Consider the following 24,430-nt stretch of genomic DNA (forward strand, 5'->3'; position numbering starts at 1 on the left):
ACAAAAAGAGCACAGAAAGATTGCGCGGCGCCCTTGCACGGCGGGGCGAAGCAGTTAATGCTCCCGCCATGCGTCCATCCGTTCTCGATCCATTTTTCGCTTCCGTTCGTTCACTTTCAGGCATTGGCCCGAAGGTCGCAGCTCTGCTTGGCAAACTGCTTGGTACTGACTTACCGGGCGCGGAGCCGAAAGTCGGCCAGCTTCTGTTCCTGGCGCCGCATAGCGTGATCGACCGGCGAAACCGACCCGGGATCGTCAATGCGCCTGAGGGTGCAATCGTCACGCTGGAAGTGACAGTAGACCAGCATCAGCCGGCACCGCCTGGACGCGGCAATATTCCGCATCGCGTCTTCGCACATGACGATACGGGCGAAATTGCGCTGACCTTCTTCCACGCGCAATTGCCGTGGCTGCAAAAAATGCTGCCCGAAGGTGAGACCGTCATCGTGTCGGGCAAGGTGGAATGGTTCAACGGCCGCGCCTCCATGGTCCATCCTGATTACATTGCGAGCCTGGAAGATGCGGCCAATCTGCCTATGGTCGAGCCGGTCTATCCGCTAACTGCGGGCCTGTCGTCCAAGACGCTGGCGCGCGCCGTCAAGGAAGCGCTGACGCGTGTTCCAACAATGCCGGAATGGATCGACGCGCCCTTGCTCGCGCGGGAGCGCTTTACCAGTTTCCGGCAATCGCTCAACACGCTTCATCTGCCGGAAGACCCGTCCGACATCGCGCTTGAAAGTGTTTCGCGACGCAGGCTCGCTTATGACGAGTTTCTCGCCGGACAATTGGCGCTGGCCCTTGTTCGCGCCAAGACGCGACGTCTTTCCGGTCGCCCTTTGGAAGGAACAGGACGCATCGTCGCGGAAATCATGCGTCACTTGCCCTATCGCTTGACCAAGGGGCAGGATCAGGCCGTTCGCGAAATCATCACCGACCTCAAATCGCCTGAACGCATGTTGCGGCTTTTGCAGGGCGACGTAGGCTCGGGCAAGACGGTGGTGGGATTGCTTTCCATGGCCCACGCCGCTGAATCCGGTGGCCAATCTGCACTGATGGCGCCAACAGAAGTTCTGGCCCGCCAGCATTTTGCGACCATCGCGCCGCTTGCGGAGAAAGCGGGATTGAAGGCAGCACTCCTGACCGGTCGTGAAAAAGGACGCGACCGGAATACCGTGCTGGAAGGATTGAAAGGCGGTGAGATCGATATCGTCATCGGCACGCACGCGCTATTTCAGGAAAAGGTCGAGTACCGCGACCTCGTTCTGGTCATCATTGATGAACAGCATCGTTTCGGCGTGCATCAGCGCCTGATGCTAACGGCCAAGGGTTCGGCACCGGATATGCTGGTCATGACGGCGACGCCCATTCCGCGCACCCTCGTCCTCACTGCCTTTGGGGACATGGATGTGTCGAAATTGACCGAAAAACCCGCGGGTCGCCAGTCCATCACAACGGCTATCGTGCCGATGGAGCGCATGAACGAACTTGTCGAGCGCATCCGAAAGGCTGTCGGAGAAGGCCAGAAAATCTACTGGATTTGCCCTCTGGTCGAAGAATCCGAAGTCGTGGAACTGACATCCGCCGAAGAGCGCTTTGGGAGCCTCAAACCCGTCTTTGGAGATCGCATCGGCCTTATCCATGGCCGCATGAACGGAGCGGAAAAAGATGAGGCAATGCGGGCGTTGAAGCAGGGCGAAACCCGTGTACTGGTTGCCACCACAGTGATCGAAGTCGGCGTGGATGTGCCCGATGCCACGATTATCGTCATTGAACACGCCGAACGCTTCGGCCTGTCGCAATTGCACCAGCTACGCGGGCGTGTAGGCCGCGGCGACAAACCTTCAACCTGCCTGCTGCTTTACAAGGGGCCGCTGGGTGAAGTCGCGCAAGCCCGGCTGAAAGTGATGCGTGAGACGGAAGACGGTTTTCGCATCGCCGAGGAAGACTTGAAACTGCGTGGCGAAGGTGAACTGCTTGGCACGCGGCAATCGGGAACGCCGGGTTTCCGTCTGGCTTCCATCGAAGCGCATGGCGATCTTCTGGAAATCGCCCGCAAGGACGCGCGTTACATTCTGACCAGCGATCCCGATCTGGAATCCGAACGCGGACAGGCGCTACGAATATTGCTCTATCTCTTTGGGCGAGACGAAGCGATCAGGCTCTTGCGGGCAGGATAGAAAAATGGCGGCACTCCGCCGCCATTTCTATCAATTTGTAAAGTCTTCTTGGTAGTGAGCTGATTTTACTCGACAGTGACAGACTTTGCCAGATTGCGCGGTTGGTCAACGTCAGTACCCATCAGAATGGCGGTATGATAGGCCAGCATCTGGATCGGCAGCGCATAAACGAGCGGCGTGATGAATTCCGGTACGTCCGGCAGAACGATGGTTGCCATCGTGTCGATGCTAGCGGCTTCTGCGCCTTTTTTGTCGGTGATGAGAATGATGCGACCGCCGCGTGCCGCGACTTCCTGCATGTTGGAAACGGTCTTCTCATAGAGACGATCAGACGGCGCTATGACGATTACCGGCATCGTTTCATCAATCAGCGCAATCGGGCCGTGCTTCAACTCGCCAGCGGCGTAGCCTTCAGCGTGGATATAGGAAATTTCCTTGAGCTTCAGCGCGCCTTCCATGGCAAGCGGGAAGGACGTGCCGCGACCGAGATAAAGCACGTGATTGACCTTGGCCAACTCATGACAGACTGCTGCTATCTGGTCTTCGAGCTTCAGAACCTGATTGATGAAACGCGGCGCCTCGGAAAGTTGACGCACCAGTTCCTGTTCCCGTTTGTCATCAATTGCGCCGCGCGCCTTGGCTGCGGCAATCGCCAATGAGGCCATGGCCGAGAGCTGACAGGTGAAAGCCTTGGTGGACGCAACACCGATCTCCGGCCCTGCGAGCGTCGGAAAAATGGCATCGGATTCACGCGCGATGGTCGATCCCGTCACGTTAACGACTGCAGCGATTTTCAACCCTTGCGATTTGCAGTAACGCAGCGATGCCAGTGTATCAGCCGTTTCACCGGACTGGGACACGAACATTGCCAGCGAATCCTTCGACAGCGGCATTTCGCGATAGCGGAATTCGGAAGCGATATCGCTATCCACCGGCAGGCGCGCAATCTGCTCAAACCAGTATTTGCCGACAGATGCAGCATAATAGGCTGTGCCGCAGGCAGAAATCGTCAGGCGGTCGATCTTGCTGAAATCGATGCCGATTGCTTCCTGACGCACTTTGCCCGTGGTAAAATCGAGATAGTTCGCAAGCGTGTGAGAGATCACTTCCGGCTGCTCGAACATCTCCTTCTGCATGAAGTGACGGTGATTGCCCTTGGAGACGAGCATATTAGCCGTCTGCGTCTTCTGGATCGGGCGCTCAGCTTCGTTGTTGTTTTCGTCGTAAACGGTCACGCCCTTGCGCGTCAGCACAGCCCAATCGCCATCCTCGAGATAGGCTATGGTATCGGTGAAAGGCGACAGTGCAATAGCGTCGGAACCGAGGAACATTTCACCTTCGCCATAACCAACGGCAAGCGGCGGTCCCTGGCGCGCACCGATCAAAAGCTCTTCGTCGCCCTCGAACAAGAAGGCAAGCGCGAAAGCACCGTGCAGCATCGGCAGGCTGTCGCGGACAGCCTCTACCGGAGACTTGCCCTTTGCCAGTTCGCGGGTCACCAGATGCGCGACGGCTTCGGTGTCGGTTTCGGTCTGGAATTTGTAGCCTTCCGCTTCAAGCATGGCGCGAAGCTCGGCAAAATTCTCGATGATGCCGTTATGAACGACCGCAAGGCGCTCGGTAATGTGCGGATGGGCATTGCGCTCCACAGGCTTGCCATGCGTCGCCCAGCGGGTATGGCCGATACCGATGACACCGGGAAGCGGTTCTCCAGCCAGTCGCTTTTCCAGATTGATCAGCTTGCCTTCGGCGCGGCGGCGATCGAGCTTGCCGTTCTGCAAGGTGGCGATACCGGCAGAATCGTAGCCGCGATATTCAAGCCGCTTCAGTGCATCCACGAGAAGCGGAGCGACTTCGTTATTTCCGATAATGCCGATAATTCCACACATAGGCTGCTCCAGATCCGACGTTGAGACGTAATGTTTCGCGGTTTAAAGATTCTAATGCAGAACGGCAACCCAATGGATTGCCGCTCGTTTAGAGCGGTTCTTGCTTTTACGGAATCGTTGGAACCGCTCTAACTGTCTGTTTCTGCCGCATTTCCTAACGCAAAACCGTTTCACACTTTTGCTGGAAATGCTCCAAGCTGTTGGATGATTTATTTCGCCGCGGTTTTAGCCGCTTTGATGGCGGCATATTTCTCCCGCAGGGTTTTCCCCCGACCTTCCTTCGTTTCCTGCCGGGCACGGCCGAAGGCCAGCGCATCTGCGGGAACATTGTCCGTGATCGTGCTGCCCGATGCGATATAGGCATTGTCGCCGATTTCCACCGGCGCAACCAGCGAACTGTTCGACCCGATGAACGCGTTTTCGCCAATCACCGTCTCATACTTGTTGTAGCCATCGTAATTGCAGGTGATCGTGCCCGCACCGATATTGCTCGACGCGCCGACTGTCGCATCTCCGATATAGGTCAGGTGATTGATCTTCGCGCCTTTATGCACGGTGGCATTCTTCACCTCGCAGAAATTGCCGACCTTGGTCTTTTCGGCCAGATTTGCGCCCGGACGCAGGCGCGCAAATGGCCCGATCTCTGCCTTGGGACCGACTTCCGCACCTTCCAGATGAGAGAAAGAATGGATCAAAGCTCCCGACGCAACATGCACGTGGGGACCGAAGAAGACGTTCGGCTCAACAATAACGTCGGCCTCAATCAGCGTGTCGTGGGAGAAAAACACTGTTTCAGGCGCAACAAGCGTCACGCCTGCCAGCATCATCTGGCGGCGCTTACGCTGCTGCCAGATGGCTTCGGCTTCAGCCAGTTCGACACGGTTGTTGATGCCGATCACATTGTCGACCGGCACTTCGATGGCCGTCACATTCATGCCCCGGCCGTGGGCGATGGCAACTATGTCGGTGAGGTAATATTCGCCCTTGGCGTTGTTATTATCGACGGCATCCAGAAGCGCCAGAGCGTGTCGGCCGCGAACAGCCATCAGCCCGCCATTGCAGAAACCAATCTGTTTTTGCGCTTCGCTTGCTTCTTTTTCCTCAACGATGGCGACCAGTTTGTCGCCCTCTTCGATCAGACGGCCATAGCCGTGCGGATTCTCCGGGCGGAAACCGATAACGACAACATCAGCGCCTGCGGCCAGTCGCTCCCGGGCCTTTTGCAAAGATTGTGCCTCGATCAGCGGCGTATCACCAAACACGATGAGCAGATCGTCATAACCGCGTTCGATTGCCTCGCGTGCGGCCAGAACCGCATGTGCTGTACCGAGACGTTCCTTCTGCTCAAAGGCCGAGACGGGCCCTGCCTTCTTCTCCACCGCCGCGCGCACTTCGTCGGCGCCACGCCCCACGACCAGCGCAACATCGCTTTTGCCGGTACCCTGAACAGCCTTCACCACGTGCGAGACCAGCGGCAACCCTGCCACCTGATGCAGCACTTTCGGAAGACTGGATTTCATGCGCGTGCCTTCGCCAGCAGCAAGCACGATGGAAAGGCAGGTACGGTCTGTCATGTTATCGTCCAGAAAATTGAGATGATCTTCGCTCATAGCATCAAAGCGTCTATGAAAACTTACAGGCTACCGCTAACCTTACCCCAGCCGCCCGAGCGCTGGGAAATTCTCAAGCAGCCAGAACGAGAAGGATTGCATCCCACCGGTCAGAAACAGGATGCCCGCCGCAACCAGAAGCGCTCCCATCGCTTTCTCCACCTTGCCGAGATGCACCCGGAAACGCGAAAGAAAACGCATGAATGCGCCGGAAAAAAGAGCGGCGATCAAAAATGGGATGCCGAGCCCCAGCGAATAGGTCGCCAGCAAAAGCGCCCCCTCACCAACAGTGCTGCTGCCTCCAGCAAGCGTCAGGATCGGCCCGAGAACAGGCCCGATGCATGGGGTCCAGCCGAAGGCAAAAGCGAGCCCCATAATATAGGCACCAAGTGGCGATGCCGGAGCGTTGCGCGCCTGAAAACGAGCTTCGCGGGACAAGAACGACAGGCGCAGAACGCCAAGGAAATTCAGTCCCATCAATATGATGACCACGCCCGCAATAATTGCAATTTCCTGCTGCCAGGCGCGCAGGAAGGCGCCAATGGACGAGGCACCCGCGCCAAGCGCAACAAAAACCGTCGTGAAACCGAGAACGAAGCAAATTGCCGCGAATGCCAGCGAACGACGCGCCGAAGGTGCCGCCGCAACGGCAGTCGTCTTCTCCGCGCGGAAATCTTCGACGCTCACGCCCGCCATGTAGCACAGATAGGGCGGCACAAGCGGCAGGACACAGGGTGACAGAAACGACAACGCGCCGGCTCCGGCTGCGGTCATGTATGAAATATCGAGCACCAGGACCTCTTTCCATTCATCAAATCACGTGCGGCGTGGCCGAACCGCAGGCTTGTATAGACCAACTTCTGCTCTACTTTGAATATTTTCAATGCGGCATCTCGCTCGACCACAAGTTCGCCCTAAATCGAGATCATTGCGCAATTTATATATGTTGCTCCAACCGGACGATGTTCCTATGAGCCTTATTGATGATGACGAAGTGCGTCCCATCCCGTCCGAAACGTCAACGAGACATCATGGCTGGTTCGCGCGCTACCAACATTTCCTGTTCCCGATCGCCGGCATCGCCATTGCCTTGCTTGCGGTTTATGTGCTCGAGAACCTCCTCCAGCATACATCTCGCAAAGAAACGCTCGCCGCGCTGCATAATATGCCGTGGGCCACGCTTTGGTTGGCGGTGTTTTTCACAGCCCTGAGCTACGCTGCTGTCGCACTCTATGATGTCGTGGCCGTCGACACGATTGCGCCCAACCAGATTCCGCGCCGCATCGCAGCTATTGCGGGCGCTGCTGGCTATGCAATCTCCAACGCGCTCGGCTTTTCGCTGCTGACCGGCGGCGCCCTGCGTTATCGCATCTACGCAGCGGAAGGTGTAAGCCTTGCCGACATTGGCAAAATTGTCGGAACATCGTGGTTCGCGATCTGGTTCGCGCTCATCATAATGGTCGGCACTGCGCTTCTCATCGATCCACGGGATGTTCCATGGCTTTCCGCAATCGATTCCCGCATTGATATCGTTGCCGGTATCGCCATTCTGGGCGGCATCGGCTGGCTGATCTACTGGCTGTCACATGGACAACGTGCCTTCACGATCGGTTCATTCAGTCTGCGCCTACCCAACTCAAAGGGAGCGCTGATCCAGATATTTGCCGGGCTTGTGGATGTAGGCGCCGCAGCGGCTACGCTCTATGTCCTCATGCCCGCCGATGCTGTGCCAAGCTTCGCCGTTTTCTCACTCGTCTATGTGATCGCCATCGTGCTGGGCATCGCCAGCCATGCGCCCGGCGGCCTCGGCGCCTTCGAAGCGACAATCATTGCAGGTCTTGGTCTTGGCGGAAAACCGGATGCGATTGCGGCGCTTCTCGCCTACCGGCTTATCTATACGATTATGCCGCTTGTCGTGGCGACCGCGGGCATTCTCATATGGGAGATCATGCGCCGGCGCCATATGCTTGGCAAACAGGCACGCTTCGCCAAACGCCTCGTCGAACCGCTCATCCCTGGTCTGTCTGCCAGCATCATCTTTCTGGGCGGGATCATGCTTCTCGTTTCAGGGGCCACGCCGGACCTTCGCTATCGCGTCGAAGTGCTCTCCGATATCGTTCCTGAATCTTTCATGGAAATGTCTCACCTCGCCGCCAGTCTCGTCGGTGTGGCCCTGCTTATCGTGGCTCGCGGTCTGTCGAAGAGGCTTGCACGAGCATGGGTGGCCGCGCAGATTTTGCTTCTCTGCGGCGCAGCCTTCTCACTGGCGAAGGGTCTCGACTGGGAAGAAGCCATCACCCTCTGCCTTTTCGCTTTCACGCTGTGGGGCTTCCGGGATTCGTTCTATCGCCGCCCCATTTCCGGACCGTTTGACCTGAGCTGGAACTGGATCACCACAGTCGGCACAACGGTGCTTGTTTCCACATGGCTCGGATTTTTCGTCTATCGCCACGTGGAGTATTCCAACACTCTCTGGTGGGATTTCGCCTGGAACGCCAATGCGCCGCGGTTTCTGCGAGCAACCGTGCTTGTCTTTGCCGTGGTCGCTGCGGTGGGCCTTTACTCAATCATCAACCGGAACGGACATCGCAGGCGGAAGGTGGATTATTCGATCCCCCGTGCTGTGCCTGCTCTCGTTGCCCAGTGCCCGCATACCGATGCTGCTCTGGCACTGCTCGGCGACAAGCAGTTTCTGCTTGCTCCGGACGAGAGTTCCTTCATCATGTATGCGCAGTCTGGCGGGAGCCTGATCGCGCTTGGCGAACCCGTTGGCAACGAACAGAGTGGCAAGGAGCTTGCATGGTCTTTTCATGGGCTGGCAGACAAGCTTGCGCTACGCACCGTATTTTACGGTGTTGGTCCGCAAAGCTTGCCCCTCTTTCTGGATATGGGCCTTGTCGCCCTCAAATTAGGCGAGGTCGCCCGCGTTGATCTCACCGAGTTCTCGCTGGAAGGACCGCGTCGCCAACCGTTCCGCTATGCCGACCGAAAGATCGACAAGGACGGACTGACATTTGAAATAATCCCGGCAGCTGATGTGCCTCCGCTCATTCCACGCCTGCGGGAGATTTCGGATGCCTGGCTGGAGTTCAAGTCGGGTAGCGAAAAAGGGTTCTCGCTGGGATATTTCGATGAAGAATATATGAAACGTTTCGACGTCGCAGTGCTGAAACGCGACGAAGAAATCGTGGCTTTTGCCAATATATGGCGCGGCGCGAATAAAAATGAAATTACCGTTGACCTCATGCGCTACATGCCGAATGTCCACAAGCTCCTGATGGACGCGCTTTTCGCTAAATTGCTGATGGCCGGCAAGGAAGAAGGCTACAAGTGGTTCAACCTGGGTGCTGCCCCGCTTTCCGGTCTGAGCGGCAGTAGGCTGGCTTCCCGCTGGAACCGCTTTGGCTCCTTCATCTACAAACGCGGCGCTGATCTCTATCACTTCGGCGGACTGAAAGCCTTCAAGGAAAAATTCGATCCTGTCTGGACCCCGCATTATATGGTCTGTCCGGGTGGTCTTGAAACGCCGCGCGCCCTTCTCGATGCCACAACCCTTATCAATGGCAGCCCACTGGAGTTCATCCGCAAATGACGAAAAGACGCGTTCTTTCTATTGTGCTCGGGTTGGCGCTGGTGGCAGCAGCGATTGTATACGGCACAATGCACACTGGTAAAATCGCACGGCTCTGGACAAAGGTGATCGATTCTGACGAACCGGTTATTCACGCCAGTGCCGAAAGGCTATCCAATATCCCCGTCTATATGCCGGAGAACGACCCGGTCGGTCTTGCTATCCTGCTCAGCGATGACGGCGGCATAGGTGACCGGGAAAAACAATTCATGGATGCCATGCTTGCGCGGAATATGATCGTTCTGCCGGTTGAGCTTGGCCCTTGGCGCGCTGCGCTCGACAAGGAGGACGGAGAGTGCAACTATCTGGACTCCGATTTCGAAGCCATCGCCAAGGAAGCCTTGCGTGGGCTGGATCTCGGTGTCTATTTCCATCCCGTCCTGACAGGTATTGGGCAAGGCGCGACCATTGCTTATGCGGCGGCCTCGGATTCGCCCGATGCGACGATTGCAGGCGCCGTTGCGCTTGATCCGGTTCCGGCCAAGACCCGCCTGCCTTCATGCACGGAGAAAGCTGCGGCAACCAAAGCCCCCGACGGAGGCTTCACCTACGGGTTCAATGTGGCAATTCCGGCCCCTGCCCTTGTGATTGGACCAGCCGGATCGCCGGTCAACAATCCCGTTACAGCCCGACAGGAAAATTTCGCCATACTTCAATCTGCTCCTGCATTTCCGGCACGTCTGAAAATGGCTGTCGACAATGTCGTTGCCATGGCGGATCAGGATGCCAAGAATGAAGCCCTCCCCATCGTCGACCTTCCCGCCAAGGACGGAAATGCCGAGATGGTTGCGGTCTTCTATTCGGGAGACGGCGGCTGGCGCGACCTCGACAAATCCATTGGCGAGTGGCTGCAAGCACACGGTGTCCACGTGATCGGTGTGGATTCTCTGCGTTATTTCTGGTCAGAGCGCACACCAGAGGAAATCGCCAATGATACGACGGCGATGATCAAAAAAGCGGACCCCACGAATAAACTACCGGTTGCCGTTCTAGGCTATTCATTTGGCGCGGATACATTTCCGTTCGCCTGGAAATATCTGCCTGCGGCCATACAGGACCGGACCAAAATGATCGGCCTGCTGGGCGTTGAGACCACGACCACATTTCAGGTCTCCATTGAAGGATGGCTTGGAATGGATGGGGACAAGGACGTCATTCCGGCTATCTCGACAATCCCCCTTGACCGGGTGGTTTGTGTCTATGGCCAGGAAGAAGAGGATACCGCCTGCACTGCTGCCGAACTGAAGGGCATGGAAGTCATGAAACTGCCTGGCGGCCATCATTTCGATGAAAATTATGAGCCGATTGCTGCAAGCCTTCTGGAAAAAATGCGCACCCGTGCCGGATTGCCGCCCCGACCAGCCAGTTGATGGGCACGCTTAAAGATCATCAAAGGAACATATACGTAAAAAACTCGTCCCACTGTAAAATCAGGATGTTTAGAATGGGGCTAAGTTATTGATTTTGGTGAGCGCGCAGGGATTCGAACCCTGGACCTACTGATTAAAAGTCAGCGAATAATATTTTTATTTTCAATATGTTATAGTCTTCATGTGCCATTTGTGTGCCAATCTATCATGAGGCGAGCGTTTCGGCAATCCTGTCAAATGCTGCCTTATGATCGTCGGATGGGAACAGATGACCGTATCGATTCATGGTTATTGCGTAGCTGGCATGCCCCGCCAATGTCTGCACGGCCTTGGGGGGAAGCCCGGCTTCGATCCACGTCGAAATCGCATAATGCCTCAACGCGTGCCATCCGATATCCGGGGCGTTCGTCTTTGCGATAAGGGGCTTCCAATCCCGTTTCATAAAGTTCGTATGCCTGATGAACCCGCCCCTGCTGTCGGTAAACACGAAGTCGTCAACTCCATTATGCTTGGACGCCGCTTTCCATGTCTTCAGCTGATCAACCATCGCCTTTCCGATTGGAACGGTTCGGCGGCCTGCCCCCGACTTTGTCGTGTCAAACTCGCCATAGGCATCAACACGCGTCTCGACACTGACGTGGCCGTTTTCCAGATCTATATGCGCCCATCGCAGCGCCCACTGTTCGGAAGCGCGCAGTCCGGTGGCGGCGGCAAAGCGGATACGCAGGTCGATAGGCGACTGAGCAAGATTGAGGATTGCCGCTAAAGCCATCTTGGACGGCGGCGTTACTCGCTCCGATCCTTCGTCCCGCTTTCCAATGACGCGGACACCCTTAGCAACGTTTACGCCGACTTTGTTCGTCTCAATACCATGCTTGAGGGTGCGGCTTAACGTGCCTAGGACGCGCCGCGTTGTGACAATTCCCGCCCCCGCATTGCGCATGTCATCACGAAACTTGATGACGTCGGCTGTCGTTAGCTCTGCCAGCGTTTTCTCGCCAATGCCGTTTTCGAAGCCAATGCTGCTTTCGTCGGTGGGATTGATCCAATTATCGAAATGCTGCTTCGTCGTCCGAAGATATGACTGAACGACCTTCTCACCGCGCTTGTGACGAAGCTCCATGGCTTTATAGAAATCGTCGCAAATATCCGCAACCGTAGTTTTCTTCGCCTCCTCCTTGTACGTGGCTGAACCTGTCGTGGCGACGAGTTCAACCAGCCTTGCTTCTGCTTCGCGCTTCTTTGTGAACTGCTCACGGTGCCGCTTGCCGAGACGATCCGTAAAATCGAGTTGCCAAGCCTCATGCTGGCCGCTGGCATTCTCCCAGGATCGCTTCTTAATTTTGGCCAAAATGAACTCCTGATAATTTTGGCACATACTATACAACGGCACACGAGCCGACAAGCCGACGATACAGAATCATCTCCTGTTGACTTTCGTCCTGCATGAGAACAAAATAAGAACATCAAAAAACAGGAGAAACCTATGAACGCTCTTGTCCAAAGCTATGACGCCGAAATCGAGGAAGTTCTCGCGTATCACGGTGGAGATGTGCGCGCTGCCATCGAGGCACTTTTGAAAGACCGCGACTTCCTCATTCGTGAAGTAGAGCTATCGCGTCTCGCTGTCACCCATGGCCATCCTGTCGAACTCTTTAAGAGGGCAGCCTAATGAAAACGTTCCAGGTCGCACTCCCCGAATCTTACGCCTTGAAGTTTGCACGTCGCGAGGTGCATCGTGATGCTGATCGGCTTGGTGCACGCCTGCCTCATCGCATGGCCCGCAAGTCTGGAGTTGGTTTCTGCGTTTTCAGTTTTCCTACCGAAAGGTGCATGAGCGCATTTATGCGTCGGCATGGCGGCAAACCGTTCGGCGATGGGAAATGGGAGAAGGTTTTGGTTCGATAAACCCGCGAATGCGCACAGGAAATCCACAGGTGATCCCATAAGTTTTCACAGCGCTGAGTTCGCGATTGACTCTCCTCTCAAACAAGAACATTTTAGGAACATCAGCGGGCGGCGCTGATGAAATCCAGACATGCTTGGTGGCGTGTGTGTCTGCTTCAATGGAGCAGAACAATGAGTGCGGTTGCGCAGGAAAATGAATACGACGACGAAATTGAATTGGTTCTCGCCTACCACAAGGGCGATGCGCGAGCCGCGATAGAGGCGCTTCTCAAAGATCGGGATTTTCTCGTTAAAGAGATCGCCATTGCGAGCATGGCTGTCAGCCACGGCTATACCCGGGGCTGGAAACCGACGGTGTTCGTGAAATGAGCGGCAGATCACGCGGCGAACCGCCGAAAACCCTGATCAACAAGCATTACCCGTTTCAGGTAGTTTTGTATCTGACAGACGAGCTGCGCAGAACGCTTTCGGACGTAATTACGAATGAACGCCGGCTGGGCGCCTATCACCTGCATGGCTACCAATATCATGAAGGATATCATTTCTCGATTGTGAAATTCGCGACGCAGGAAGGCCAGCAAGATTTCATTCGGCTTTATGGCGGCGTGCCTTACGACCCGACGGACAAGAAATCCAAGCCGTGGGCAACGTATTTTGATCGATGAGAATGCGGCCTACCTTTCTGCAAGAAATGCCAGCATCGACCCGGATTATGGATCTTCTCCAGTGGTACGAACTATATGGTTATTGCTGTCGCTGCGGACATATCGGATCGGTGGATCGGATGATCCTTCTAAGAAAGTTCGGGACGCATACTTACTTCGTTGATTTGCACAGTCGTATGCGATGCAAGGCATGCACAGCCAAGGGCGATGCGCAGTTTGGAATTACGAAGATGCCGAGGTGATAGATGAGCGGATACAAAAGCGACAACGCCCATGTAGCCAAAGCCGGAAGTCTATTTGTGCACCTTTGTGATTCGAACGGCTGCCAGGAATGGGGCTCGTTCGGTTACAAGACTACATATGGCCAGCTTTGGTTCTGCCGGGCTCATAAGCAGGAAGGCGAGGATGCCCTGTCTGGACGGCGGAAATAAGCGCGCTATTCTCTCATCCGCCAGGAGGGTCGCATGTGCAATCTATACAATATCACAACGACACATGAGGCCATGCGCCGTCTGTTTCCAAAGTTCGCGGATATGACGAACCGCGTCGATCCGCAGCTGGACGTGTACCCGGATTATCCCGCGCCTGTTCTGCGAAACGTCAAAGGTGAAGAGCCGGAACTGGCAATGCTGCGCTGGGGCATGCCGACGCCTCCGATGTATGTGAAGGGCGAAGCGGATAGTGGGGTAACGAATATCCGCAATCTGACCTCACCTCACTGGAGGCGCTGGCAGGGTGTCGAAAGCAGGTGCGTTGTCCCCGCCACCTCCTTCTCCGAGTACGGGCAGGAACCGGACCCGAAGACCAAGCGCAAGCCGCTACACTGGTTCGCTCTAAATGAGGACAAGCCGCTCTTTGCGTTCGCCGGCATATGGACAAGCTGGAAAGGCGTGCGGAAGAAAAAGGAGGGGCCGGTTGAGGTCGATATCTTCGCATTCTTAACCACTGAGCCGAATGCTGTGGTGAAGCCGATCCACCCAAAAGCAATGCCGGTCATTCTCCGCACCACGGAAGAAATCGACACATGGCTACGGGCCCCCTGGAACGAAGCCAAAGAAATGCAAAAGCCCCTGCCCGACGCCGGTCTCATCGGCCTCGCGCCGAGTAATGACAACGAGGAAGCGCAGGCGAGCTTATTTTGAGGAGTTAAGAGCAGATCGCAATAGCATTCGCGTGTCAAATTCGTGCCCGACAGCTGACGCTCCCTGCCCATTCATCCCAGCAGTTTATTTGGAACAATCCGGCACAAGATTGGTATGTAACGCGGCGTCTGTATCGGCGTGGCTCGCTTCGGCAGGCGCTACCTCGTCGGCCATTGATTTGGCCGGCGGGGACTTTGTGATTTGTATTAACGGCTAATTGCGCCCAAGGTTACCTAATAGTTGTGGGGGTTTCTACTAGCGCAAGCTAAAGGGAGACCGAAATGCCATTTTCTAACGAAGCGAGCCGCATATACGACCCCATCGAAGTGAATTTCATGCGTAGCTGCTTCAGTAATGCAGCAATCATTCTTGAAGAGAGCGACCACGATTACTCCGCTGCGGATTTGGCATCATGCATTATCCTGCTTTACCAGAGTGGCCTCAGAGACCACGCTTATCTCAGCGAATTGTCTGCGCGTCTTGCTCATCAACGGTTTGAGAGACGACATGAACTCAAGCAATGTCCAGTCGCCAACAGCAACTGCTTAAAGCGGACCGTTCCGACCCGATCCATTGAATACGATCCACTCGCTTAGGCGGGAACAAAGCGGCTCACTGAAAGTTCAGACACCGCCTGGAAAACTTCGCGTCAATATGCCTAACAGCAAACTGACGCTGCCCTGCCTTTTTTTTGGCGGGGTTATTTTTGGAGCGCATTATGCCTTGGGATAAGCCGGTAGACGTACAGCTATATGGGATAGGCAAGTATCGAATTGTGCCCGATACCGCGACAGCCGCCAGATGCCTCCTTAACGATTGGCCGGAAAATGAAGAGGCCCACGGCAAGGAATACGAGGAAGCGTTGCAGGCTTGCCTCGCCGATCTGGAAGGACTGCCAAACACTGCACGCGAGTCGTTTATAAAAGCCGCGAAGGCCGCCGGGCTGACGATCCGGCCCAGCCAATGGCATTGAGATCATCCGTGGTATTGATGGATGATAGCGCGAAGCTAGGTCAGGCACACTATGCCAAGCGCGGCCCCGACTACTCCGGGAAGAGCGCCGGGGCCATTCTTCTGACCGATCGAAAGTTTGCTCAAGCCAATAATCGCCTTTCGCTGAAACCTTTTGCTGACTAGCGAGTTGTCACAGATAGAAAAACCCGCTGCAATAAAGAACTGCAAGCAGGGTGTTTCCTTTGTCGAAAGGAGAAACTCAACATGAACTCCATCATCTATTTAGTCGGTCTAGTCGTTATCGTGTTGTTCATCCTCTCGTTTCTGGGGTTACGCTGATGGTAGATCCAACTATTGTAGAAGACACGAATGATCGCGGCTACGTTGACTGGGCCGCCATCTTCGCTGGCACCGCCGTCGCTTCGGGTGTTATGGCTGTCCTTACGACCTTTGCAAGTGGCCTCGGTTTAAGTTCATTCTCCGTCGATGAAGGGGGAGACATAAGCGTAGTTTGGCTTGTGGTAACTGCGCTTTTTATGATCATATCAATGGTCGCTTCCTACATGCTTGGTGGCTACATCACCGGAAGAATGCGGCGACCTGCCGGAACGGCTACACGCGATGAATTGACCGTTCGAGACGGATTAAACGGCCTCGTTGTATGGGGTCTTGGCACAATCATATCCACGCTGTTGCTCGTCAGCGCTATTTCCGGCGGCGCAAAAGCAGTTGGAAGTGCCGCAGAAACCGCTGTGCAGACCGCAGGAACCGTGGCTGGTGCAACTGCGCAAGGTGCTGGTCAGTTAGCTGGTGGGCTTGCTTCAGGCGCCGGGCAAGCGGTGTCCGGGTTAGCCCAGGGCGCAGGTCAGGCGGCTGCTCCATCGGTTGAACAAATGTTGCCAGAGGGGTTGAAAACAAACCCGTTGGATTACCTCACGGATAGTCTCCTGCGCACGGATGGACAGGGCAACTCGGTTGTTGGCCAGGAAGCCCAGAATATGGCGGATTTCCAACGTCAAGTAAGTGGTATCCTCGGAAATCTCCTTAGCACGGGCGAAATCTCCGACGCGGATCGTACATGGCTCACTAACCAGGTTGCTAGTCGAACTGGCCTTAGTCAAACCGACGCACAGGCGCGTGTAAATCAGTCCGTAGAGCGTGTGCAGGCACTCCGCACCGAAGCTCAGGCCAGAGTGGAAGAAGCGAAAAAGGCGATTGCTGACGTTCAGGCCCAGGCTGCAAAAACCGCGGAAGAAGTCAAAGCAAAGGCAGCCGACGCAGCTGAGAAGGCCAGAATAACTGGTATTCTGACGGCGTTCCTCCTTGCGGCATCTGCGCTCGTTGCAGCCGTGGCCGCGTACATCGGTGCGGTCCATGGCGGTCGTCATCGTGACGAAGGCCGCATCTGGGGTGGCTTAGCCTATCGCAGGTAATAGCGACCTTACGCAACAAGGGCTTCGGATGAATCCGGAGCCCCATTTTTAGATCATTCGGCTTAAGATCCAACAGGTGCTCCCGCTGCAAATCGCAGCAAAGACCATAAATCTCGGCAACGATAACTGTTCAATCCATCTGATCGCCCAGATACGCGGAGTTTCGACTGTATTTTATTGGTCATTTTCCCCTCCCTTTAGAGAGGGCTTTTATCATACGGTCAAAAACCGTCATCACCTTCTTTAGTTTATGTTGCCCGCCTCTCCTCCAACGCCTTAAGCCTCTGCGCGAAGTATATGATTTTGTTAAGGTCATACATTCGACTGGCCGCGTCTTTCTCGCCAAACCTGTAGCAAGCCTTAAAGATGTTGCCGAGCGCGAAGGACATTCCTTTGTGCTCGATCAGGTCGTTTAGCTCGGTCGCATGGGGAGGCAGCTTGTAATAGCTCGTGCTGCCGCCGTCGGAAGTGACGGGCGCTGCGGCTGCGCGTAGCCCCAAGTCGGTTAAGTGAATCGGTTTTGGCATGGGTTGCTTGCTGGAACCCAGTTCGCCACGAGCAATCTCGCGGTCAATTCGTGCGTCTGGAACCATTAGACACCCTCCCTCACCTTCCGTTTTGGCTCTTCGAACTTCTCAGTCACCGGCCCGCCCGCAAGCAGACCGCGCAGCGCCGACAGCTTATCGCGAACAAGTGGACGAAACCGGCGCGCTGCGAATGGCGGGTTGTCGTAACCGAACTGAGGGCAAACGCCTCGATCGACGCCTTTCAGCCGAACGCCGATGAAACTGCCCTGCGTGTAGTGCTCGAACGGGCCAATCCAGCTTATGGTGTAGACTTCGCCCTCCTTGATCTCAATGAACTGCTCAAAGCCGACGGAGCTATCGATGCAGACAACCTTCTGGCCTACATGGAAGTTGGTCATGCCGCCGCCCTCCAAGCCTCTAGCCGCCGATATTCAACCGGCACGCCAAACTGCTTAGCCCGCCTGATGCCCGTTATCATGCCGCCACTTGTTCCCCGATCCTCATAGACTACGCATTTCTCCGCCACTCGATACCATGCGAGGCCAGCCTCTATGCCGAGTTCACGCTCGTTGTGGCGCATATCATCCAGTACCTGCGTATGCAGCAAGTGGCTCGCAATAGGTGCTTCGCCTCGCCGCAAGCTATCCAGAAGGCAGGCACGGGCATATTCGGTATTGCGCGCCACGTCGCCGCTGTAAGGGCTTTCGATGATGACGAGAGGCCTGCGCGCCGGTTGCAGGGCAACTGGCCATAGATGGGAGGCGGGAATGTCGCCTATGTAAAGCTCACCCGCCCTTATCGTTACTCTGGTAACTGGCGCCGACGGCCGTCCTTCAACAGCCGCTCGCGCAGCGCGGTCTTCTGCTTCTTCAAGCATGTTCTCTCCTCGTGTTTTGGTGAAAGCACCGCTTGGTGGGGCGGCGCGGTGGTTGGATTTGCCGACTCAGAAGAACTGTTGTACTATACGTTTCAATTTAAACTATTCAGGATAAACAACTCACAATGATACGAAAATATTGTAGCCCTTGCTTCAAAGATATTTATTTCTCAGATAACCCATCTATAGTTCCCGAGGGTTATGAGGATAGCGGTTTGACTGAATCTGATTATTCAGAAAGAGATTTGATTTCCCGTTTGGTGGCCATGGACGGGATCTGTCACTGCTACGACCACCATTTGCATCTTAGGGGCTCATTGAAATGCAGCGTCCAATGGTTCAGACATGAATCTGAAATCGTGGTTTCGGTGAATGAAAGGTGGCCTTAAGCCACCCTCCTCTCGCTTGCTACGTTATCATTCGCGGCCTGATACTTCGTCTGCACGCCATCCATCATCGCGACACGGACGCGACTGATTTCGCCATATGTGGCGTGATAACTGATTGCCTGCATTGAGCGCCCCGATAGGAAGCCAGAGCCAAAATGCCAAGCATCTTGCGGCGTCGGCGTCTGGTGTGATTCTGAAATCACCCCATTGCCTTCCGTGGCAAACTTGCTCGAATGGTGAATGTGGAAGCCGTGAATATATCGGTGCTTTGTTGCGCCCCAGTCCGCGGCTCTGCGATGTGCCATGATGCTGGCCATATCCTTCAACTTGACCGTATGGCCATGCGTTGCGCCGAGAAGGACGGCCCCGAAGCGGAACCAGAAAAACAGCGAAGGATCGACATCGACGGTGACGCGGGATTCGTTGCGATACCAGGCCAACAGGAAGTAAGCGACAGCCACAGAGGCGTGCTCGTCGTGATTGCCGGGTAAGATGCGGACAGTAACACGCGAATGCCGGCGAAGGTTGGCATCGACCGCTTTCACGATTAGACGGCACGCGGCCATCAGGACTTTCTGATAGCGGCCATCAACCTGAAGCACATTGCCGGATCGGGCCGTCTTGTTCTCATTATTATCGCTGTGAAGCAGATCGCCTCCTCCAAGCACGATAGCCTCCCCGCTCGGCGGCGTTCTGGCTACAAGATCCTCGATCGCGTCACCAATGACCTTCTCGCCAATTTCAAGATCCCAGTTGATGCCGGTCTCTTTGCCCCAAGAGAAAAGGCCGAGATGCAAATCAGCTAACGGTGTCAGCGTCAGGAGGTCAGTGTTTGCAACGGTCGGCGCGGGCTGCGGCTTCGCTGCTGGCTGCCAGCCTTCGAATGCGGCCTTGAGGGTTTCGGCGATATCGACTGCCGACGGTTCCTCGCGGGTTTTAACCCACTGCTGCACAAGCCGGCCTTGAGCATCGACAAGTGCGGAGACGCCCTTAACCGAATGCCCGTCCGGAACATTAAACTGCTCGCCAAGGTCGGGACGCTGCTGGATAAAGTCACCATGCGGCGTATTGCTAACCTTGGCGATACGGAATCCCGGCATTACTGGCGCAGTACCCAACAACCCCAACTCAGCCGCCCGCTTGATGCTCTCGTGAAATGCCGACTTCTTGATGCCAAGCACAGCGGCAGCCTTAACCAGCGTGCCGTACTCGCGGTAAGCCTCCGCGCGCCGCAGGAGTTCTTCGTGTGAAAGCTTCATCAATTTCCTCGCAATTCATGAATCGTCGGACCTTTGATCTCTATTGCCGAAACAGGTCCGCCCGGCTTGTTGTCGTCGAAAACTCCGACAACCAATCGGCCCGTGTACCAAGCGAACGTATCCAAATCGGTACGGCCTGAGAAAAGGAGCGGGCCTTCCTCGAACTGATGGTGGCCATGAACGACATGGCGGCTGCCGTGCCCGCCCTCGTAGCCATCTGGATAGAGCATCCACTGCATTGTCTTTGGCGTTTGCTCATGCAGTGAAATTGTTTCGTCCACGCCAGCATGAACAAATACCCGGTGTTCATCGACGTGCATTAGCGGCAACGATTTCAGCCAATCGACATGTTCTTTCGGAACAAGAGTGAGGGCGTCCGAAATGGAATCACCTTCCTTAGCGCCGTACGACATCAGTGTTGCTCCGCCGCCGTTTGGCATCCACCATTGCGCGGCGAGTCCGGTGGCAAAGAGGCAAGTCAGCATGATTTCTTCATGGTTGCCCTGCAAACAGATCCAACGCCAGCGCGCCGGATCATCCGGTCCTTTCATTAGGCGCTCAATGATTTGCGCACTTTGTGGACCTCGATCGACATAGTCGCCCGTAAAAACAACAGTGCCGCCAGAATGGCTGCATTGCTCGATACGCTCGATGGCGGCTAGCAAAAGATCGTATCGCCCGTGAAGGTCAGCAACGGCAAATGTCTTACTCATGCTTCACCTCGTGCTTTTGCGAGGGCTTCTCCAGCCTGTAGATATGCCTTGCTCCCATAAGGCAGGTCAGCAGCGCGAAACTCAGCGCGCATGGCTTCCAGTGCAGCAACGAGCTCCCCAATAAGCTCATCGCGAGCGGCAAGCTGCCTCGCGGCGAACGGGCCAAACGCCAATTCGTTCATCATGGCGGCCATTTCCGGGTTTTCTTGAAGTTGCTTCATCGCCAGCGCGACATCAACAACGATGGGCGCACCCGCGCCCTGTCTGTCATGGGACATACAGTCTCCTCGTGTTTGGTTTGGTAGCCGACTCGCGGCGCGGATTGGTCGTCCGATAGTGAAAAGAGAATGAGTCTCGAGATGAGATGTCAAGCGGGAATAAGAAAGACGCCGCGTAACCTTCAGGCAAGGTTCATCTCCCAGCTTCTGTTTTGAGATCTGGAAGAGGAGTAATCAATGAACGAAGACCGGAGGCGTGAGCGCCGTGGGCGCCCGAAAAATCCGATTGAAAAGCTCAGTATTTCAATTCGGTTGGAAGCTGAATTGGTGCGCCGGATACAAGCAACTGATCCCAACTGGCGTGAGAATATTGCCGATCTGGTCAGGCGGGAATTTCAGTTAGAAGATACGAAATGATCGGCGCCGTCTTTGTAGCCGTGGTGAGCGGCGCAGAAGGAAGGATGGAATGTCTCGATAAATGTGATGTTAATGGAGAGAGGCTTGAGGAAAGACTATCTCCGTTATCCACAATCACAACACAAAATATAGTATCGTCTACAATCGATGAAACTACATATTGACTATTGCGAGTAATTCGAGCAGATTGATTGTGTGGTGAATTATTGCTACCTGCAGTTACATATCGGGCAGCCAACACGGGTGAAACGAAATGGCCAAGAAAACAACGAGTGATAAGGTGTCATCCCTTGCCGCTAAAGGGCTTGCGGGTGGCAAGTTGACTAAAACAGAACAGAAATCAATTTACGCTTCCGCACTCGGCCAGGACGAGCGCAAAGGGAAAAAGGGGAAATAATGGTAGAGAAGAAAGTCAATCGCGTCACAATAAATGAGGGCGCGAACCTAAATCGACTCCAGACGGCATCTCAGGGGCAGTGGGTCGAAAAGGGCGCTAACTTAGCTCGCATGCAAGCAGCATCGTCGCCAACCCAAGCGGCAACTACAGCAACACCAAAGCCTAATGGAAAATGATAAACGTTACAATAAACTGGGGAGAAGGTGATTACCTCTCCCCATTAATTGCTGTATTATCACTTATTGTAAGTATTGCAGCACTGCTGTACAATGCGAGGCAATTCTCACTTTCATCAGAGATGAACTATGCAACAATGACGACTTCATTGCTTGAAAAGTTAACTTCTCATTCCAGTGCTATATTGAAGGCCAAGGAAGAAAATAACAGCGAGAATTTACGTTTTGCAATAATCGACTTCGCGAACGATTTAGACTTGGCCTGCACATTTCGAATTTCACACAATACCAAAGGTCGCATTAGCGACTATTTTGCTGAAACGCTCGATGGGTGCATTGAACTACTTAATAATAATCCAGATTGGCTCGACATTCTGGGCAAGTCGATTGTACGAAAAGACGAGTTCACCGGACTCAAGGACTATGCAACGTTGCTGCCTCAATGTTCTAGTCTTCAAGCAATTCTTGGCGGGCAGCGGCGACGAATTAAGGACCCACGCCCGTGGGAGCGTTAACCCCTCCCCCGCCCCGTCCTCGTCGCCATGATGTTATCAATCCGCTCGGTAAGTCCATCGATGCGGTGCGCCACGCTCTCGATGGCCCGCATGATCTGCGAGGTCTGTTCCTGCATGCCTGCCTTCGTTGCGAAAGTTTCAGCCGCGCGCAGCTTGTAGTCGGAAAGCTCCTGCCGCGTCAGGCTGGCAAGAGCCGTTGCAGCGTCCGCTTTTGCAGCGTTCCGCGTCTCGGCTTTCGCGATCTGGCTTTCTACGTACTTCCAAAGCCCGAACAGAAAGCCCATCAGCATGACAATAAAGCCGACAACGGCCATGATTTCAGCGCCGGTCATCCAATGATCCCCCTTGCTGCCACACCCAGCCACAGGCAGGTCAGCCACATTCGCGCCCTCACGGCCGCACCCCGCACAGTTTTTCCAGTTTGGTGTTCTCTGAGAGGATCTGGCGCTTCGTGCCTTCGGTCAGGCTATCCTCAACACTCGGGCGGACAGGCCGGGCTACGTCGCAGTAGCTACCGGCCGTCACGCATCCACCGAGACAAAGCAGCGTCAACATCACCGCCGCCAAGCTTGCTCGTTTCATCTTCGATCTTCCTTGCTTTGTTGGCGGCCTTGAGCCGGTCTGCGGTGGCGCTTGTGGCGTTGTCCGCCCTGCCCTTGAGGTAAGCGCCTGCCAGAATCGCAAGGGCCGCAGCGATTGCTACGGCCCAGCCTGTGATTTTGGAGCGCAGGGTTAAGAGCCAGGTCATGTCGTGATCCCCGTCAGCAGTATAGAGACAGTGCCGTCGCGTTCGCGGCGGATCAGATAACCATCTCGTGTCTCGGTGATTCCCTGAGCGAAGGTCAGTTTGGCGTCGCGCCATTCCTGTGTCTTGCCGCAATACTGGACCTGAGCGGTTTCAGTATCGGTGTCATATTCGATCACCACCGTTATGTTGCTCACGCCGCCACCCTCTTCAGTTCGAGCCTGCCGCTCTTCCAAAGCCAGAAGCCCGCGCCTGCTGCGACCAGCAGAAGCACAACCGTTGCGAACGCCCAAGGGTTGGAAACCGCACCGATAAGGCCGGTAACAAGCGTGCCGCCCGTGCCTGCGACGATCGTCTGCACGGTCTTGTCCTGCAGCAACGGCACGTCGTCAGGCTTGGCATCCTCGACTGCTGCGGGTTTCATTTCGCGGGCCGCCACGAGGCTGTCGAGGAAGTTGCGGTAATAGCCGGCGATGAGGCTTGCCTTGTCGCTGCCGTTGACGATAGCGCGTGCGCCTACAGGGTCTTCCTTGCTGGCGCCGAAATAGTCGCCCAGCCGCTTGCCAGTGAACTTGCCGTTGATCATCCCGTCAAACAGGATGCGGATAGCCGTGGCCATCTCCAGTGCGGCGTCTGGGTTATCGCCAAGGCCGTACTTCTTATAGTTGTCTTTGCCGGTGATCTGCACCAAGCCGCGACCGCGGTAGAGCCAGCCATCGTTAGCGCCGGTATTGCCCATCCTGCCGCCGTAGACCTTGTTAGCCAAGGCCTGCGGGTTACGCACATAAGGCTGGGCGGCAACTACCGTGCTAAACCGGCTGGGCCATGTCTTCTTTATCTGCGCAGCGGTCGTGTAATTGAGGTTTTCCTCGATCGGCTGCATCTTGCCGCCGGTCTCGTGGAATGCCGTTGCGAGCACATAAGCCGTCTGCTCGTCAGGCAGGCCTCGGCGCTCAGCTTCAGCCAGAATTGCCGACGTGCCGTCGACCTGCGCCTGGCTCAAGCGCCCGCCAAAAGGCGCGCGCCTCGCATATGCGAAGAACGTTGTTTTGTTCATGTGGATGTCCTTGGAGTTTATACGAGCGAAAGCCCCGCCGCGTTGATGCGTCGTGCCATTGTGTTTTCCTTACTTTGTGAGATGATCGATTAGCGCTGCTGAAGTTACCCTCCCTTACAGCGCGACCTCGGTAGCGACCTTCCCAGCACCGAGGTTTTTTTTGGGGGCACGAATTAAAATGTTAACAATCGCACCTTTAATGTGAGACTGGGCGCTTATCGTCGCTTTCAGCTTGATTTCCCAAGGCGCCTGCCCCGGTTAACGAAACCTTGCCGGGGCTTTTCATTCCATTGAGTGAACTTTCTCAGCCTTCCAACGTTTGTGCGTTGGGAGGAGTTCATGGGATCACTGGTCTACTCAC

The 24,430-nt window shown here is 55.4% G+C and carries 26 protein-coding genes; 12 read left to right on the plus strand and 14 right to left on the minus strand.

Annotated features, from left to right (window positions below; genetic code table 11):
• The first annotated feature begins 68 nt into the window (after positions 1 to 68).
• Positions 69 to 2,177 carry an ATP-dependent DNA helicase RecG gene (gene recG / locus F9K78_RS18865; protein ID WP_121986490.1) on the plus strand — a complete coding sequence of 703 codons (2,109 nt, stop codon included), beginning with the start codon at positions 69 to 71 and terminating at the stop codon, positions 2,175 to 2,177.
• Between the two features lie 65 nt (positions 2,178 to 2,242).
• On the opposite strand, the gene glmS is transcribed toward recG, so the two are convergent.
• From glmS to F9K78_RS18880, 3 genes are all read right to left on the minus strand, one after another.
• Positions 2,243 to 4,066: a glutamine--fructose-6-phosphate transaminase (isomerizing) gene (gene glmS / locus F9K78_RS18870; RefSeq protein WP_121986491.1), complete on the minus strand. Its 1,824-nt coding sequence runs from the start codon at positions 4,064 to 4,066 to the stop codon at positions 2,243 to 2,245.
• 209 nt (positions 4,067 to 4,275) lie between these two features.
• Positions 4,276 to 5,640 (minus strand): bifunctional UDP-N-acetylglucosamine diphosphorylase/glucosamine-1-phosphate N-acetyltransferase GlmU, encoded by a 1,365-nt coding sequence (gene glmU, locus F9K78_RS18875; protein WP_121986517.1) that lies wholly within the window; start codon positions 5,638 to 5,640, stop codon positions 4,276 to 4,278.
• Positions 5,641 to 5,718: 78 nt separating this feature from the next.
• On the minus strand, positions 5,719 to 6,468 hold the full coding sequence (locus F9K78_RS18880; RefSeq protein ID WP_121981816.1) for a cytochrome c biogenesis CcdA family protein: 750 nt from the start codon (positions 6,466 to 6,468) through the stop codon (positions 5,719 to 5,721).
• 178 nt (positions 6,469 to 6,646) lie between these two features.
• Between F9K78_RS18880 and mprF the strand changes: the two genes are divergently transcribed.
• Together mprF and F9K78_RS18890 are read left to right on the plus strand one after the other, a co-directional pair.
• A complete protein-coding gene (gene mprF / locus F9K78_RS18885) occupies positions 6,647 to 9,268 on the plus strand; it encodes a bifunctional lysylphosphatidylglycerol flippase/synthetase MprF (protein ID WP_174813356.1) in 2,622 nt (873 codons plus the stop codon).
• Entirely contained in the window at positions 9,265 to 10,677 is a 1,413-nt protein-coding gene (locus F9K78_RS18890) for an AcvB/VirJ family lysyl-phosphatidylglycerol hydrolase (protein ID WP_174813355.1), read from the plus strand. Before mprF ends, F9K78_RS18890 begins: the two co-directional genes overlap by 4 nt.
• A gap of 205 nt (positions 10,678 to 10,882) precedes the next feature.
• Here the strand turns inward: F9K78_RS18890 and F9K78_RS18895 are convergent, their stop codons facing one another.
• Positions 10,883 to 12,028, minus strand: a complete 1,146-nt coding sequence (locus F9K78_RS18895) for a tyrosine-type recombinase/integrase (RefSeq protein ID WP_235925478.1) — start codon at positions 12,026 to 12,028, stop codon at positions 10,883 to 10,885.
• Positions 12,029 to 12,163: 135 nt separating this feature from the next.
• Between F9K78_RS18895 and F9K78_RS18900 the strand changes: the two genes are divergently transcribed.
• From F9K78_RS18900 to F9K78_RS18935, 6 genes are all read left to right on the plus strand, one after another.
• Positions 12,164 to 12,349, plus strand: coding sequence for a hypothetical protein (locus F9K78_RS18900; protein WP_144897126.1), 186 nt, complete (start codon positions 12,164 to 12,166; stop codon positions 12,347 to 12,349).
• Between the two features lie 407 nt (positions 12,350 to 12,756).
• Positions 12,757 to 12,954, plus strand: a complete 198-nt coding sequence (locus F9K78_RS18905) for a hypothetical protein (RefSeq protein WP_144897127.1) — start codon at positions 12,757 to 12,759, stop codon at positions 12,952 to 12,954.
• Positions 12,951 to 13,250, plus strand: coding sequence for a hypothetical protein (locus tag F9K78_RS18910; RefSeq protein ID WP_144897128.1), 300 nt, complete (start codon positions 12,951 to 12,953; stop codon positions 13,248 to 13,250). The genes F9K78_RS18905 and F9K78_RS18910 overlap by 4 nt, the downstream gene beginning before the upstream one ends.
• Positions 13,251 to 13,714: 464 nt before the next feature.
• On the plus strand, positions 13,715 to 14,392 hold the full coding sequence (locus tag F9K78_RS18920; protein ID WP_151682542.1) for an SOS response-associated peptidase: 678 nt from the start codon (positions 13,715 to 13,717) through the stop codon (positions 14,390 to 14,392).
• Positions 14,393 to 15,110: 718 nt separating this feature from the next.
• Positions 15,111 to 15,365 (plus strand): DUF982 domain-containing protein, encoded by a 255-nt coding sequence (locus F9K78_RS18930; protein ID WP_144897131.1) that lies wholly within the window; start codon positions 15,111 to 15,113, stop codon positions 15,363 to 15,365.
• 319 nt (positions 15,366 to 15,684) lie between these two features.
• Positions 15,685 to 16,779: a hypothetical protein gene (locus F9K78_RS18935; RefSeq protein WP_144897146.1), complete on the plus strand. Its 1,095-nt coding sequence runs from the start codon at positions 15,685 to 15,687 to the stop codon at positions 16,777 to 16,779.
• A gap of 248 nt (positions 16,780 to 17,027) precedes the next feature.
• Here the strand turns inward: F9K78_RS18935 and F9K78_RS18940 are convergent, their stop codons facing one another.
• The 6 genes from F9K78_RS18940 to F9K78_RS18965 form a co-directional block, all read right to left on the minus strand.
• Positions 17,028 to 17,372: a hypothetical protein gene (locus F9K78_RS18940; RefSeq protein ID WP_151682543.1), complete on the minus strand. Its 345-nt coding sequence runs from the start codon at positions 17,370 to 17,372 to the stop codon at positions 17,028 to 17,030.
• Positions 17,372 to 17,704: a hypothetical protein gene (locus F9K78_RS18945; RefSeq protein ID WP_151682544.1), complete on the minus strand. Its 333-nt coding sequence runs from the start codon at positions 17,702 to 17,704 to the stop codon at positions 17,372 to 17,374. Before F9K78_RS18945 ends, F9K78_RS18940 begins: the two co-directional genes overlap by 1 nt.
• A complete protein-coding gene (locus F9K78_RS18950) occupies positions 17,701 to 18,183 on the minus strand; it encodes a DUF7768 domain-containing protein (RefSeq protein WP_208851933.1) in 483 nt (160 codons plus the stop codon). The genes F9K78_RS18945 and F9K78_RS18950 overlap by 4 nt, the downstream gene beginning before the upstream one ends.
• A 385-nt stretch (positions 18,184 to 18,568) precedes the next feature.
• Complete coding sequence (locus tag F9K78_RS18955; protein WP_208851934.1) at positions 18,569 to 19,831, minus strand: metallophosphoesterase family protein; 1,263 nt, start codon at positions 19,829 to 19,831, stop codon at positions 18,569 to 18,571.
• Positions 19,831 to 20,544: a metallophosphoesterase gene (locus F9K78_RS18960; RefSeq protein WP_151682545.1), complete on the minus strand. Its 714-nt coding sequence runs from the start codon at positions 20,542 to 20,544 to the stop codon at positions 19,831 to 19,833. Before F9K78_RS18960 ends, F9K78_RS18955 begins: the two co-directional genes overlap by 1 nt.
• Positions 20,541 to 20,822 carry a hypothetical protein gene (locus F9K78_RS18965; protein WP_151682546.1) on the minus strand — a complete coding sequence of 94 codons (282 nt, stop codon included), beginning with the start codon at positions 20,820 to 20,822 and terminating at the stop codon, positions 20,541 to 20,543. The genes F9K78_RS18960 and F9K78_RS18965 overlap by 4 nt, the downstream gene beginning before the upstream one ends.
• Before the next feature lie 177 nt (positions 20,823 to 20,999).
• On the opposite strand from F9K78_RS18965, the gene F9K78_RS18970 reads away from it, so the two are divergent.
• The 3 genes from F9K78_RS18970 to F9K78_RS18975 all read left to right on the plus strand — a co-directional run bounded on the left by F9K78_RS18970 (position 21,000) and on the right by F9K78_RS18975 (position 22,267).
• A complete protein-coding gene (locus F9K78_RS18970; RefSeq protein ID WP_006469198.1) occupies positions 21,000 to 21,179 on the plus strand; it encodes a hypothetical protein in 180 nt (59 codons plus the stop codon).
• 253 nt (positions 21,180 to 21,432) lie between these two features.
• On the plus strand, positions 21,433 to 21,576 hold the full coding sequence (locus tag F9K78_RS21960) for a hypothetical protein (protein WP_167518133.1): 144 nt from the start codon (positions 21,433 to 21,435) through the stop codon (positions 21,574 to 21,576).
• Positions 21,577 to 21,748: 172 nt separating this feature from the next.
• Entirely contained in the window at positions 21,749 to 22,267 is a 519-nt protein-coding gene (locus F9K78_RS18975) for a hypothetical protein (RefSeq protein ID WP_151682547.1), read from the plus strand.
• On the opposite strand, the gene F9K78_RS18980 is transcribed toward F9K78_RS18975, so the two are convergent.
• The 4 genes from F9K78_RS18980 to F9K78_RS18995 form a co-directional block, all read right to left on the minus strand.
• A complete protein-coding gene (locus F9K78_RS18980) occupies positions 22,264 to 22,599 on the minus strand; it encodes a hypothetical protein (RefSeq protein WP_151682548.1) in 336 nt (111 codons plus the stop codon). The genes F9K78_RS18975 and F9K78_RS18980 overlap by 4 nt on opposite strands.
• Positions 22,600 to 22,778: 179 nt before the next feature.
• Positions 22,779 to 23,015 carry a hypothetical protein gene (locus F9K78_RS18985; protein ID WP_078339720.1) on the minus strand — a complete coding sequence of 79 codons (237 nt, stop codon included), beginning with the start codon at positions 23,013 to 23,015 and terminating at the stop codon, positions 22,779 to 22,781.
• Entirely contained in the window at positions 23,012 to 23,209 is a 198-nt protein-coding gene (locus F9K78_RS18990) for a hypothetical protein (RefSeq protein WP_151682549.1), read from the minus strand. The genes F9K78_RS18985 and F9K78_RS18990 overlap by 4 nt, the downstream gene beginning before the upstream one ends.
• On the minus strand, positions 23,206 to 24,069 hold the full coding sequence (locus F9K78_RS18995) for a chitinase (protein ID WP_151682550.1): 864 nt from the start codon (positions 24,067 to 24,069) through the stop codon (positions 23,206 to 23,208). Before F9K78_RS18995 ends, F9K78_RS18990 begins: the two co-directional genes overlap by 4 nt.
• Positions 24,070 to 24,430: the final 361 nt, after the last annotated feature.

The sequence above is a fragment of the Brucella pseudintermedia genome (assembly GCF_008932435.1).
GTDB lineage: Bacteria > Pseudomonadota > Alphaproteobacteria > Rhizobiales > Rhizobiaceae > Brucella > Brucella pseudintermedia.